Genomic DNA, 12593 nt, shown 5'->3' with positions numbered 1-12593 from the left:
CTCAGCGGTAGCGGCCTCGGCCCGTGCTGCCGCTCCCACGCGCGCTCGACTTCTTCGCGCCGCCGCGCGCCGCCGGAGCCTCGCCCGTCTTGGCCTTTGCCCGAGGCTTGGGCTTGGATTTGGTCGCGGGAGGCGCGACCTCGACGCCGGCATCTTCGAGCTCACCCTTGAGCGCGCGGAGCTGATCACGCAGGCGCGCCGCCTTCTCGAACTCGAGGTTTTCCGCAGCAGCGAACATCTCCAGGCGCAGCGCTTCGACGCGCTCGGCGAGATCGGCGCCCGTCGGCGCAGTGTCCTTGCCGGAAGGTCCGCGGCCCGCGCCGCCCTTGGGGACGGCGTAGTAGTCGCGCGCGCCGGAGGTCGGCGAGAGATCGAGGATCGCCTTCGTGACCGTCGCGGGGGTGATGCCGTGCTCGACGTTGTACGCGCTCTGAATCTCGCGGCGGCGGTTCGTCTCCTGGATCGCGTACCGCATCGCGTCCGTCTCGCGATCGCCGTACATGATGACCTCGCCGCGGACGTTACGCGCAGCGCGGCCGATCGTCTGGATGAGCGAGCGCGGGCTGCGGAGGAAGCCTTCCTTGTCGGCGTCGAGGATCGCCACGAGCGAGACCTCGGGCAGATCGAGGCCCTCGCGCAGGAGGTTGATGCCGACGAGGACGTCGAACTCGCCGCGCCGAAGATCACGGAGGATCTCGACGCGTTCGAGCGTGTCGATGTCGGAGTGCAGATAGCGGACCCGCACGCCGAGCTCCGTGTAGTACTCGGTCAGATCCTCGGCCATGCGCTTCGTCAGCGTGGTGACGAGGACACGTTCGTTCTGCGAGACGCGCTCACGAATGCGTTCGAGCAGATCGTCGACCTGGCCGGCGACGGGGCGAACGACGATCTGCGGATCCGTGAGGCCCGTCGGGCGGATGATCTGCTCGACGACTTCACCGCCGGTCTTCTGGAGCTCGTAGTCGCCGGGCGTGGCGCTGACGAGCAGGACGCGGTCGTAGTGTGACTCGAACTCCTCGAACTTGAGGGGACGGTTGTCGAGCGCGCTCGGCAAGCGGAAGCCGTACTCGACGAGGGTCTCCTTGCGCGCGCGATCGCCGCGGTACATCGCCGCGACCTGCGGGATCGTCTGGTGCGACTCGTCGATGATGAGGAGAAAATCCTTCGGGAAGTAGTCGATGAGCGTGGGCGGCGGCTCGCCCGGCTTGCGGCCCGAGAGGTGGCGCGAGTAGTTCTCGATGCCGTTGCAGAAGCCCATCTGCTCGAGCATTTCGAGGTCGTACATCGTGCGCTGCTCGATGCGCTGCTTCTCCAGGAAGCGGCCGGCTTTGTCGTAGAACTCGAGCCGGTCGCGCAGCTCCTCGCGGATCGAGGCGATGGCGATGCGGAGCTGCTGCTGCTCGGTGACGTAGTGCGAGCCGGGGTAGATCGCGATGCGGTCGAGCGTGCCGAGCACCTTGCCGCGGACGGGATCGACCTCCTTGATGGCCTCGATCTCGTCGCCGAAGAACTCGACGCGGATCGCGACGGTCTCTTCGTACGCCGGGAAGATCTCCACGACGTCGCCGCGCACGCGGAAGGTGCCGCGGTGGAAGTCGATGTCGTTGCGATCGTACTGGATGTCGACGAGGCGGCGGAGCAGCTCGTCGCGGCGGAGCTCCTGGCCGCGCTCCATCTTGATGAGCAGGCCGTGGTAGCTCTCGGCCGAGCCGATGCCGTAGATGCAGCTCACGGAGGCGACGATGAGCACGTCCGGCCGGGACAGGAGCGCGTGCGTGGCCGCGTGGCGCATCCGGTCGATGGCGTCGTTGATGATCGCGTCCTTCTCGATGAAGGTGTCGCTCGCGGGGACGTACGCCTCGGGCTGGTAGTAGTCGTAGTAGCTGACGAAGTAGTGGACGGCGTTGTTCGGGAAGAGCTCGCGCATCTCGCCGTAGAGCTGGGCCGCCAGCGTCTTGTTCGGCGCGAGGACGAGCGTCGGGCGCTGGAGTTGCTCGATGACCTTGGCCGCCGTGAACGTCTTGCCGCTGCCCGTGACGCCGAGCAGGCACTGGAAGGTCTCCGATCGGCCGAAGGCCCCGCTGATTTCCTCGATCGCGCGAGGTTGGTCGCCACGCGGGGTGAAGCCTGAGACGAGCTCGAAACGCCTTGACACGAGGGCGGGCAACCTAGTCGCCAAGGGCAGCCCGCGCAACCCGGCGCACCCATGCGCACGTTCGCTGCACGCGAACCTTCTCGCTGCGGTTCACGCGTGCTACCCGAGAGACCCTTCGCCCGAGGTTTTCCCATGGCAGAAGCCCCCGCAGTTCTCGATGGCCACCCGTACGCCGCTTTTCTCGATCGCGTGGAGAAGCCCGCGCGTTACACCGGCGGTGAGGTCGGCTCGGTCGTCAAGGACTGGTCCAGCGTGGAGGCGACGGTCTGCCTCGCGTTCCCCGACGTCTACGACATCGGGATGAGCCACCTCGGGTTCAAGATCCTCTACAAGCTCCTGAACGACGATCCGCGCACGCTGGCCGAGCGCTGCTACGCGCCGTGGAAGGACGTCGAGGCAGAGCTACGAGCCCGAAACATCCCGCTCGTTTCGTTGGAAACCAAACGAAAATTGCGGGACTTCGACGTGGTCGGCTTCTCGCTCCAGTTCGAGCTGACCTACACGAACGTCCTGCTCATGCTGGACCTCGGCGGCGTGCCGCTGCGCTCGTCCGATCGTGGCGAGGACGATCCGCTGGTCATCGCCGGCGGGCCGGTGGCGACGCACCCCGAGGCGGTGAGCGCGTTCATCGACGCGGTCGTGATCGGCGACGGCGAGGAGAAAGCGACCCAGGTGGCGCTGACCTGGGCGCGGCTGCGCAAGGCGGGCGTGCCGCGGCGCGAGCGGCTCGTGGCGCTGGCGAAGCTCGGCGCGGTCTATGTGCCCTCGCTTTACCGGACGGAGGTCGATCCGGAGACGAGTTTCCAGATCGTGAAGGCGCCGATCGAGAAGGGTTTGCCCTTGCCGATCGATCGCGCGCTCGTCGACCTCGACAAGTACCCGTTCCCCGCCGTGAGCCCGACGGGCGGGCCGGAGGCGATCTTCGATCGCGTGTCGATCGAGATTGCGCGCGGTTGCACGGAAGGGTGCCGCTTCTGCCAGGCGGGCATGATCTACCGGCCCGTACGCGAGCGGGACCCCGAGCAGGTGGTGAACACGGTGCTCGAAGCGGTGCGCGCGTCGGGCAACGACGAGGTGTCGCTGACGGCCCTCAGCACGGCGGACGTGTCGTGCATCTCGCCGCTCATCAAGAAGGTCGCCGACAAACTCGCGAAGGAGCGCGTGAGCATGAGCGTGTCGTCGCTGCGCGCTTACGGACTCGAGCCCGATTTGCTCGACGAGCTCAAGCGGGTGCGCGCGACGGGGCTGACGTTCGCGCCGGAGGCGGGCACGCAGCGGATGCGCGACGTGGTGAACAAGAACGTCACCGAGGAGCAGCTCCTCGAGACGGCGGAGCGCATCTTCTCGCGCGGCTGGGACCGGATGAAGCTCTACTCGATGATCGGCCTGCCGACCGAGGAGGACGCGGACGTCACCGGGATCGTGGAGATGGGCGTGCGCACGGCCGGCGTGGGCCGGAAGATCGGCAAGAAAAACGTGGAGGTGACGGTGAGCGTGTCGACACACGTTCCGAAGCCCCACACGCCGTTCCAGTGGGCCGCGATGGATTCGCTCGGCGAGGTCGCGCGCAAGCAAGATCTCCTGCGGCAAACCGTGAAGTACCACCGCAACGTGAAGCTCAAGACGCACGGCGCCGAGGCGAGCGTGCTCGAAGGGATCTTTGCGCGCGGAGATCGGAGCCTGTGCGACGTGCTGGAGCGCGCGTACCGGAACGGGGCGCGCTTCGATTCGTGGGACGATCGGCTGCGGCTCGACGTGTGGGAGGAGGCCTTCACGCACTTTGGGACGGATCGAACGCGGTTCCTCGGGACGATCCCCGTGACCGCGCGGCTGCCCTGGGACCACATCGATGTCGGCCTCGAAGAAGGGTTTTTGGCGCGCGAGTACCGGAAGGCGCTGCAGAACCGGTTGAGCCCACCGTGCGGGAAGGTCGCGGGGACGTTCGTGCACCACACGAACGTGGAGGACGCGGTCGCGGATCAACGCAGGCTCGTTTGTTACGACTGCGGCGTGGCCTGCGACATGACGCAGATGCGAGGCGAGCGGGTCGACTTCCTCCGCAAGCTCGGCGCGAACAAGCGGCTGCCGCTGATCACGGATGCCGTGGTGGCGGCGGCGCCGGTCGTCGAGGCCCCCGTGGACGACGAGGCCGAGGCGATCGAGCAGGCGCCCGCGCCGGTGAAGAAGGCTCCGCCGATGAAGGGGCGCGGCGGATTTTTGTATCGCATCCGGTTCGAGAAGACGGGCGCGATGGCGCTGCTCGGGCACCTCGACGTGGTGCGAGAGCTTCCGCGCGTGTTCCGGCGCGTCGGTGAGCGGATGGTCTACACGAAGGGCTTCCACCCGAAGCCCGACATGATCTTCTCGCCCGCGCTTTCCCTCGGCGTGGCGAGCCTCGACGAGTACGCGGACGTGCGGCTCGAACGCGCGCTCGAGCCCGCCGAGGTCGCCTCGCTCGTCGAGCGGATGAACACGGCGAGCCCCTCGGGCCTCCGGTTCCGCGGCGCCGCGCTGCTCGGGCCCGAGGACGCGGCGATCTCACGCGTGATCCGGGGCGCGCGGTACGTGCTCGCGTTCGCGCGCGCGGCGCTCGTGGTGCCGCCCGGGCAAACCGCCGAGGAGATGCTCGCCGCCGCGTGCCGCACGGCGATGGCGGCGCCGTCGCTCCCGATTCGGCGCGAGATCGAGGGGATCGGCAAGATCGTCGACGTGCGGAAGTACCTGCTCGCGGTCGAGGTGGGCGGCGCGGAGGCACGCGCGGCGCTCGAGCGCGCAGGGCTGTTCGGTGATCTCGTCGCGCTCGACGTGTTCGTGGAGATCACGGGCTCGGGCGCGGCGAAGTCGTCGGAGATCGCGGCCGTGATCTGCGGGGAGGGCGGCGTCGCTCCGGCGCACCGCGCCATCCGCCTGGAGCTCTTCGGCGGCGCCTCGGACGCGCGCTTCTCGCCGCTCGATCTCGCCGCGGTGAAGAGCGCGCTCGGCCGGGAACGCGCGTCGGCCTCCGCCGCCGGCGCGCCCGTCCTCGTGTCGGCCGGCGCCGAGTGACAGCACGCTCGCTTTTGGATAGGAAACGCCCTCCCGTTCGTGCTCGTCCTCCCGCTCCTCTGCGCGGTCGCCCTCGCCGCCGGCCTGATTGACGCGATCGCCGGCGGCGGCGGACTGCTCACGGTGCCCGCGCTGCTCGTGGCGCTCGCCGATCCCCGCCTCGCGCTCGGCACGAACAAGGGGCAGGCCGTCTTCGGCTCGGGCGCGTCGCTCCTCTCGTTCGTGCGCGCGGGCCACGTCGACAAGAAGCGCTTCTGGCCGACGTTTCTCGCCGCGGGTCTCGGCTCCGCGGCGGGCGCGCGCGCGCTGCTGTCGGCGCGCCCCGAGGTGCTGCGGCCGATCGTGCTCGTGCTCCTGATCGGTGTCGCCGTCTTTTTCGCGGCGCGCGGAGGGCGACGGCCGAAGGCGGCCCCGAAGCCCGACGCGCCGCCTCCCGCGCCAAAGCCTTGGGTGATCGCCGAGCGTCGTCCGCTCGCGACGGCCGTGACCATCGCGCTCGTGATCGGCGCTTATGACGGCTTCTTCGGACCCGGCACGGGGACGTTTCTGATCCTGCTCTACACCACGGTGTTCGGCGACGACCTCACGCGCGCGACGGCCAACGCGAAGGTCGCGAACTTCGCCTCGAACCTCACCGCGATGGTGAGCTTCGCGCTCGCCGGACGGATCGACTTTCGCCTCGCGTTGCCGATGGCCGTGGCGCAAGCCGTGGGCGGCGTCCTCGGCGCACGCGCGGCCGTGAAGGGCGGCGAGCAGCTCATTCGCTCGGCCGTCCTGCTCGTCTCGCTCGCGCTCGCGGCGCGGCTCGCCTACCAGATCCTCGCGGGCGGCTGAACTTCTCCGCCCGTGGCACCCGCAGGGCGGAGGGCCCTGCGCACACGACGACCCACCGATGCGACAGCGTTGTCAGAGGAGGCGCCTTCGCACCCTCGGGCAGGACGCTGGAATTGCGGGCAAGCGTGCGCGGCCCGGCTCTTGCTCAATGCTCTCGTCGCAGCGCGCGAGCGCTCTTCCTTTGCTTCGCTTGGATCGGTCCCCCGGCGTCGGCGTGTGATGGCAGCGAGTCGACGAGGACCACGCCGCCGCCGGGGGACCTTGCTTCTCGCGTCTTCGCGCTAGACTCGCGCGCCGTGACGATGGCATCCGATCCGAACGATCGAGACGCGCGCGCGGCGGCCCTCGCGATCGCAGGCGCTCTCGGGGCAGGCGTGGCCCACGAACTCAGGAACACGCTCGCCGCGATCGAGTCGGCGCTCTACCTCGCGCGGCGCCACGCGGAGGATCGTGCGCGCCTCGGCGAGCACCTCGCCCGCGCGGAGAACGAGGTGCGGAAGGGGCAAGCGGTGATCGACCGTGTCCTCGGCCTCGCGCGCGGCGAGCCGCTCGACGTGGAGCCTGCGTCCGTCGCGGAGATCGTGGCTTGTGCGGAGCGAGAGCTCTTCGACGTGAACGCGACGATCGAGGTGCGGGTGGCGCCGCCGGATCTCGAGGTCATCTGTGATCGGATCCTGATCGAGCGGGTGATCGCGAACCTGCTCCTGAACGCGCGTGACGCGCTCGAAGGCCGCGCGAGGGGGCGGATCGTCGTGCGGGCGCTCGCCTCCGGCGAGGCTGTCGTGGTCGACGTCGAGGACGATGGGCCGGGGATCGATCCGGCGATCGCGCCGCGCATCTTCGAGCCGTCCGTGACCAGCAAGCCGACGGGCACGGGGCTCGGGCTCGCCTTGTGCCGCATCATCGCGCATGCACACGGCGGCACGGTCGAGGCGCTCGGCGCGCCCTCGGGCGGCGCGCTCTTCCGGCTCACGTTGCCCGCAAAGCGCGTTTCCTAGAGCGCCGAGCCGTTCGGCGCTCGGCGAGATCGCGAAGCGAGCTCGCCTCGGGGGGTGAATCGACCGGGCTTTGCCCGGGCGAGAGGGGGACGCGAGGCGTCCCCCTCGGGACAAAAGAGCTAGAACATCGAGCGGTTGTCAAACCGATCGATGTTCTAGCGCCGCGTGCGCCCGCCGCGGACGAGCTGCGCCACGGCCTCGCCGAGCCCTTCGAGCGTGAGCTGGTACATCGGGAACACGTCCTTCACGATCTGCACCGTGCCGTGCGACCAGCCGCTCGGCGGATCCGGGTTCAGCCAGACGGACCGTTCGAAGTGCTCGCGCAACATCGCGAGCCACCCGACGCCCGGCGTGCCTGCGTCGTCGCCCCAGCTCGCCGCGCCGAGCAGCTCGTAGGGCGCCATCGACGCGTCGCCGACCATCACCAGCTTGTAGTGCTTGCCGCACTCGTGGATGAGGTCCCGCACGCTCACCGGGTCCTGAAACCCCTCGGTTTTGTAAACCTTCCCGTAGACGCAGTTGTGGAAGTAGTACGTGCGAAGCTCCTTCCAGTGCGTCGCGCGCTTGGCCGCGCTGAAGAGCTGCGAGACGGCGTGCGCGTACGGATCCATCGAGCCGCCGACGTCCATCATCAGGAGGACGCGCGTGTTCGGCCGTCGCGGCGGACGCGTCACGACCTCGAGCTCGCCTGCGTTCCGCGCCGTCGCGTCGATCGTCCCCTCGATGTCGAGCTCCTCGAGGGCGCCCTCGCGTTCGAAGCCGCGGAGCTTGCGCAGCGCCACCTCGATCGTGCGCACGTCGAGCGTGATGTCGCTGCGGTACGAGCGGTACTTGCGCGCGTCTGCCGTATGAATCGCGCTCTTGCCGCCCGAGCCGCCGCCCATGCTGATCCCCGACGGATGGAAGCCCGCGCGGCCGAACGGCGACGTCCCGCCCGTGCCGATCCACCGATTGCCCCCGTCGTGACGCTCCTTCTGCTCACGCAGCCGCTCCTCGAACTGGCGCAGCACCTCGTCGAGGTCGAGCGCCTCGATCATCGCCTTCTCTTCCTCGCTGAGCTGCCGGAGCTGCTTCGGATCCTGCAGCCACGCCTTGAGCTCCTCGGCGATCTTCTTCGCCTCCACGTGCACACCGCGGAAATGCTTGGCGAAGGCGAGGTCGAAGTCGTCGAGGTGGGCCTCGGAGTGCACGCAGAGGGCCCGCGCCACGTGGTAAAAACCCTCCAGCGACGAGTCGTGCAGCCCCGCGGCGAGGGCGCGGCCGAGCGCCACGGCCTCCTGCGTCCCGACCGGCACCTGCCTGCCCCGCAGCTCGTACAGGAAATCGAGGAACATCCTGGGGAGAGCTTAACCTCTTCCGCGTCCTCTGCTCCCCGTTCCGGACGTCTCTCTCGCGTCCGGGATGCGCTCGCGGCTCCCCTCCGCGCGTGCTCTTGTGTATGGTTCCCAGAATGGCGAACAAGGAGGAACTGGTCCAGACGGTCAAGGCCATCGTGAAGCACTGGCGGGATGGCCAGCTCGACGAGGCGTACGCGGGCTACCGCGATCTCTTCTCGAGGCCGGATTTCGCGGAGCATCGGCCGGAGGACCAGAGGAGCGCACTGAAGCTCATGATCATGGCGAAAGGCGCGCCGAACCCCGAGCGGCCCACGCCTGCGATGGTCGAGGCGCATCGCACCGCTGTGCCACCCCTCACGGACCTCGTGTCGGCCCTCGGCGACCCGGCAGATCACGAGATGCTCGGCATCTGTCACGTCTTGCTCGGCAACCTGGAGGCCGCGCGCGCGATCTTCCGGGCTGGGCTCGCGATCGAGCGTCAAAGAAATCCGCAGTCGGATCTGTGCGGATCGCTCATGAAGCGGTTCAGCCTGATCTAGTTCGTCGCCGCGCGACCCACCTTTTCGCGTGGTGTCCTGCTACGATGGCGCGAGAAGCATGCACGTCATCTGCGTGGCCAGCCAAAAGGGAGGCGTCGGTAAGACCACGATCTCGCTCAATCTGGGTCTCGCCCTCGCCCGGGCCGGCAACCGCACGCTGCTCATGGAGCTCGACGCGCAAGGCAGCCTCTGCCTCTCGCTCGGGCTCCCCGACCGCGCGCGGCCAGGCATCGCAGAGGTGCTCACGGGCGCCGAGCACATCGGCAACGTCCTCCTCCGGACCCGCGACCCGCAGCTCCACGTGCTCAGCGTCGGCCGCGTCGATCCCACGACCGTCGCGGGCTTCGAAGAGGCGCTCACGCGCACCGGCATGCTCACCGGGATGCTGAGCAAGCTCGAGAGCGAGTTCGACATCGTCCTCCTCGACTGCCCCGCGGGCCTCGGCAAGGTGACGAGCCGCGCGCTCGAGGCCGCGACGCACGTGCTCTCGCCGCTCCAGGCCGAGCCACTCGCGCTGCGCTCCGTTGGCCAGCTCCTCGCGCTCGTCGACCGCGTCCGCGCCGAGAAAAACCCGCGCCTCACGTTGATCGGCATCGTGCTCTCGATGTTCGACCGGCAGACGCCGGCCTCGCTCGAGGTCGCCGAGACGTTGTGGACGCGTTTCCCGGGCGGCATCATCCTCGACAGCGTGATCCCCCGCGACGAGGTGTTCCTCGAAGCGTCGCTGCGCGGCTCGCCGCTCCTGCTCATGCAGAAGCGCCCGCCGCCGCTCGCGCGTGTCTTCGATCAGCTCGCGAACGACGTGCTCGATCGCCTCGACAGTCAGAGCGGCGCCGCCACGGAGGAGGACGATGGCCCGATCCCGCTCCTCGTTTGACCTCACGAACGCGATCGCGGCCGCGACCTCGCTCTCGGGAGAAGAGAAGGGCAAGAAGAAGCCGCCCGCCGTCGAGCCGCTGCCGCCCGATCTCGTCTCCTTCGATCCCGGGGCGACCGCGCCGGCGACCGAGGCCTCGCCGCCGCCGCTCCAGCCGACGACGCCGCGTGGCGGGCACGGCGCGGCCTCTGCCGCACAGGACCCGGACGCGAGCTTGGGCGATTCGCCGCGGAACCTGCCGAAGCTGCCGGATCTCTCGGGCATCACGAGCCCCGTGAAGCGCTGCGAGAAGATCGTGCAGTGGATCGGCGAAGTCACGGGTGCGACCGACGTGTTCCTCGCCGACGCCGCGGGCCTGCCGCTCGCCGGGGCCGTGAGCGACACCGAGGCGAAGCTCGCGGGCTCGGGCCTCGTCGCCTCGTCGATCGCCTCGCTTGCGTCCGCGGTGCCCGGCAACCTGGGCGCGACGTTCGAGATGCACATCGGCGAGGGGCCGTGCTTTCAGCTCATCGGCTTCCAGGTCGGCCCGACGCTCTTTTTCGTCGGCTTGAACCGCGCCCGCCCGCTCACGCCCAACCAGTCCCTGGGGATTCGCCTCGCTTGCCGGCATGCGCTCGGCGACGCGTTGCGTACCGGAGGACCATGACGGCGCGGCCTGCTCGGCCGAAAGGAGCTCCCACCGGCGCGTCCCTCGTCGAGCAGCTCGCCGCGAGCGTCGACGGGTGCGAGGCGATCGTCGCGTTCCACATCGCCGACGGGAAGATTCACGCGGCCTGGATTCGCCCGGGATCCGGCTACACCGCGGGCGCCATCACGCAGAGCCTGCGTGAGGTCTACAAGACGAGCCAGGTCCACGCGCGCCGGCTCGATTTCCTCTCGCCCTCGCCCATGCTCGATCCGGGCTCGGCCGACCTCTCCGACCCGCTGATCACGCTGGAGATGCCGGGCCGCGTGATCGTGCTCCGGCGCGTGCACAGCCACGTCGTCGCGGCCTCCTTCGACGGCACGGTGCCGCTCGGCTTCGTCCGGTACCACGCGGCGCGCATCACCATGACGCTCCGGCCGGAGCTGCCGGAGGAGCCGGCCACGCCGTCCTCGGGCGTGCCTGCGGTCTCGGCGCCGCCGCCGACCGTGAACGTCGTCTCGAAGCCCGCGCCGGACGACGCCGAGCATGAGGAGCCGGCGCGTACGCTCGCGTTTCCGGCGAGCGGCGCGGTCGTCGTGCGTTCGTCGCGCCCGCCTCCGCGCGGCACGAAGGCGGAGATCGACCGCGCGACGAAGCTCCTCGCGTACCTCGACGCCCATGCGCCCGATCCACACGTCGTGCGCCTCCGCGTCTCGCTCCGCGCGGGCATCAAGCCGATCGCGCTCGACCACCCCGAGTCGCTCGGCGCCGACGCGATGGTCCTGCTCGAAACGGCGGCGGAGGACATCCTCGGCATCGACCGCGCCGAGCTTCGGAGCAAGTTATGAGGTCGCTCGGCGAGCTCGTCCGCGACCTGCAGCCGCACTCGCTCCTGACGTTGAGCGACCAGCTCGTCTACGTCCAGAGCCACCACCACGCGATCTTCCTCGATCAGACGGTCTCGGACGCGCTCGGCGGCGAGGGCTGGGCCGTGCGCAAGCAATCTGCCTTCGAGAGCACGCACGCGCTGCTCGAAGCGGTCTTCAAGGCGCAGAGCGTCGAGGGCGCGAAGGACCGGCTCGAAGCCGCGTCCACGCTTTTCTCGGCGATGGGCCATGGAAAGCTCGTTTTCGACGTGACGGCCGAGGGCGGCATGGTGCGCGGCGAGGCGCTCTTCTACGGGGCGAGCTTCGCCGAGAAGTACGGCAAGAAGATCCGCCACAAGCAACCGGTCGACTCGTTCGCGGCTGGCTTCTCGGCGGCGGCGGCGAGCCTCGCGTTTCCCTCGGACTGGGGGCATTTCGAGGCCGAGGAGGTCGCGTGCGTGGGGCGGGGGGATGCCGGCTGCACCTTCACGCTCTCGCGCCGCCCGGAGAGGCCGCGGCTCGGGATGGCGGTCACGCGCCAGGTCGTGGCGGGGCTCCCGCTCAAGGCGCCGCCGCTCGACGCGCCGGCCTCGCAGTATCCGCATGCCATTCCCTCGGCAATGCGGGTCCTCCGCAACCTCGCGGCGACCGAGGAGGGCGCGCTTGCGGCGTTTGGCGTGCGCCTCGCGATCGTGCCGGTCGGGTACGTCAACCAGATCACGTTCGACACGATGCACCTTTTGGAGAGCCGCACGCCGGAGCTCGTGCCGGTGTATGCGGCGCTCGTGCGCGAGGCGGCGCAGGCGGGGGCGTTTCATTTGCTCGGCGGGGTGCTCTCGTCGCCGGAGTGGGCGATTTCTTCGAAGGCGACGGGGCCGGTCGAGCACCGGCTGGAGAAGCTCCTTTCGATTGCTCGCGTGCTCGGCTGGGGCCGCTGGTATTCGGTCGAGTTTTTCCCGGGCCAATCGCTCGTCGTGCGGAGCCCGACCACGCAGGAGAGCATCTATTACGGGACGCGGTATGGTGCGTCCGTGCGAAACCGCCTTTTCTTTCAGCAGGGCGCGGTCCTCGCCGTGATGCAGCTCCTCCACCGGGTGGATTTCGCGGCGCCCAATCCGATCAGCGCGGCGTCTTACGCGAGGCTCTTCGGCGGCGGTGGCGTGCGGTTCCATGTGGAAGAGACGCGCTCGCCGCTGCGCGGGGACGATATGTGCGAGATCGTGGTCGAGGTGCTGGCGGATCGGTGAATTGGGGCGTCCGCGCGGGCAAACACGCACCCCGTTGATTGACAGAACCCAATGCCTCGTGTCTCCTGTG

General features: G+C 69.3%; 10 protein-coding genes. 8 read left to right on the top strand and 2 right to left on the bottom strand.

Going from position 1 to position 12593, the window contains the following annotated elements:
* Position 1: 1 nt before the first annotated feature.
* Positions 2-2155: an excinuclease ABC subunit UvrB gene (gene uvrB, locus QHF89_RS11180; RefSeq protein WP_136966962.1), complete on the bottom strand. Its 2154-nt coding sequence runs from the start codon at positions 2153-2155 to the stop codon at positions 2-4.
* Positions 2156-2287: 132 nt separating this feature from the next.
* Between uvrB and QHF89_RS11175 the strand changes: the two genes are divergently transcribed.
* The 3 genes from QHF89_RS11175 (at position 2288) to QHF89_RS11165 (ending at position 7032) form a co-directional block, all read left to right on the top strand.
* A complete protein-coding gene (locus QHF89_RS11175) occupies positions 2288-5200 on the top strand; it encodes a TIGR03960 family B12-binding radical SAM protein (protein ID WP_136966963.1) in 2913 nt (970 codons plus the stop codon).
* A 39-nt stretch (positions 5201-5239) separates the two neighbouring features.
* Entirely contained in the window at positions 5240-6034 is a 795-nt protein-coding gene (locus tag QHF89_RS11170) for a TSUP family transporter (RefSeq protein WP_136966964.1), read from the top strand.
* A gap of 302 nt (positions 6035-6336) precedes the next feature.
* A complete protein-coding gene (locus tag QHF89_RS11165) occupies positions 6337-7032 on the top strand; it encodes a sensor histidine kinase (RefSeq protein WP_136967053.1) in 696 nt (231 codons plus the stop codon).
* A 155-nt stretch (positions 7033-7187) separates the two neighbouring features.
* On the opposite strand, the gene QHF89_RS11160 is transcribed toward QHF89_RS11165, so the two are convergent.
* Entirely contained in the window at positions 7188-8366 is a 1179-nt protein-coding gene (locus QHF89_RS11160; RefSeq protein WP_136966965.1) for a vWA domain-containing protein, read from the bottom strand.
* A 116-nt stretch (positions 8367-8482) separates the two neighbouring features.
* On the opposite strand from QHF89_RS11160, the gene QHF89_RS11155 reads away from it, so the two are divergent.
* The 5 genes from QHF89_RS11155 to QHF89_RS11135 are packed head-to-tail and all read left to right on the top strand — an operon-like array spanning position 8483 to position 12523.
* Entirely contained in the window at positions 8483-8908 is a 426-nt protein-coding gene (locus QHF89_RS11155; protein ID WP_136931180.1) for a hypothetical protein, read from the top strand.
* A gap of 58 nt (positions 8909-8966) precedes the next feature.
* Entirely contained in the window at positions 8967-9785 is an 819-nt protein-coding gene (locus QHF89_RS11150; RefSeq protein WP_136966966.1) for a ParA family protein, read from the top strand.
* Positions 9760-10431, top strand: coding sequence for a hypothetical protein (locus QHF89_RS11145; protein ID WP_136966967.1), 672 nt, complete (start codon positions 9760-9762; stop codon positions 10429-10431). Before QHF89_RS11150 ends, QHF89_RS11145 begins: the two co-directional genes overlap by 26 nt.
* Entirely contained in the window at positions 10428-11258 is an 831-nt protein-coding gene (locus tag QHF89_RS11140; protein ID WP_136966968.1) for a hypothetical protein, read from the top strand. Before QHF89_RS11145 ends, QHF89_RS11140 begins: the two co-directional genes overlap by 4 nt.
* Positions 11255-12523 (top strand): hypothetical protein, encoded by a 1269-nt coding sequence (locus QHF89_RS11135; protein WP_136966969.1) that lies wholly within the window; start codon positions 11255-11257, stop codon positions 12521-12523. The genes QHF89_RS11140 and QHF89_RS11135 overlap by 4 nt, the downstream gene beginning before the upstream one ends.
* Positions 12524-12593: the final 70 nt, after the last annotated feature.

Origin of the sequence: Polyangium sorediatum, from assembly GCF_029946465.1 — a bacterium.
GTDB lineage: Bacteria > Myxococcota_A > Polyangia > Polyangiales > Polyangiaceae > Polyangium > Polyangium fumosum.
The sequence above is the reverse complement of the archived record's forward strand: the minus strand, read 5'-3'. Positions and strand labels throughout refer to the sequence as shown.

Bases quoted from the DNA above. Each gene is read 5' to 3' on its own strand.
- QHF89_RS11160 (WP_136966965.1), bottom strand. From the start codon at position 8,366: ATGTTCCTCGATTTCCTGTACGAGCTGCGGGGCAGGCAGGTGCCGGTC.
- QHF89_RS11135 (WP_136966969.1), top strand. From the start codon at position 11,255: ATGAGGTCGCTCGGCGAGCTCGTCCGCGACCTGCAGCCGCACTCGCTC.
- QHF89_RS11140 (WP_136966968.1), top strand. From the start codon at position 10,428: ATGACGGCGCGGCCTGCTCGGCCGAAAGGAGCTCCCACCGGCGCGTCC.
- QHF89_RS11155 (WP_136931180.1), top strand. From the start codon at position 8,483: ATGGCGAACAAGGAGGAACTGGTCCAGACGGTCAAGGCCATCGTGAAG.
- QHF89_RS11150 (WP_136966966.1), top strand. From the start codon at position 8,967: ATGCACGTCATCTGCGTGGCCAGCCAAAAGGGAGGCGTCGGTAAGACC.
- QHF89_RS11175 (WP_136966963.1), top strand. From the start codon at position 2,288: ATGGCAGAAGCCCCCGCAGTTCTCGATGGCCACCCGTACGCCGCTTTT.
- QHF89_RS11165 (WP_136967053.1), top strand. From the start codon at position 6,337: ATGGCATCCGATCCGAACGATCGAGACGCGCGCGCGGCGGCCCTCGCG.
- QHF89_RS11145 (WP_136966967.1), top strand. From the start codon at position 9,760: ATGGCCCGATCCCGCTCCTCGTTTGACCTCACGAACGCGATCGCGGCC.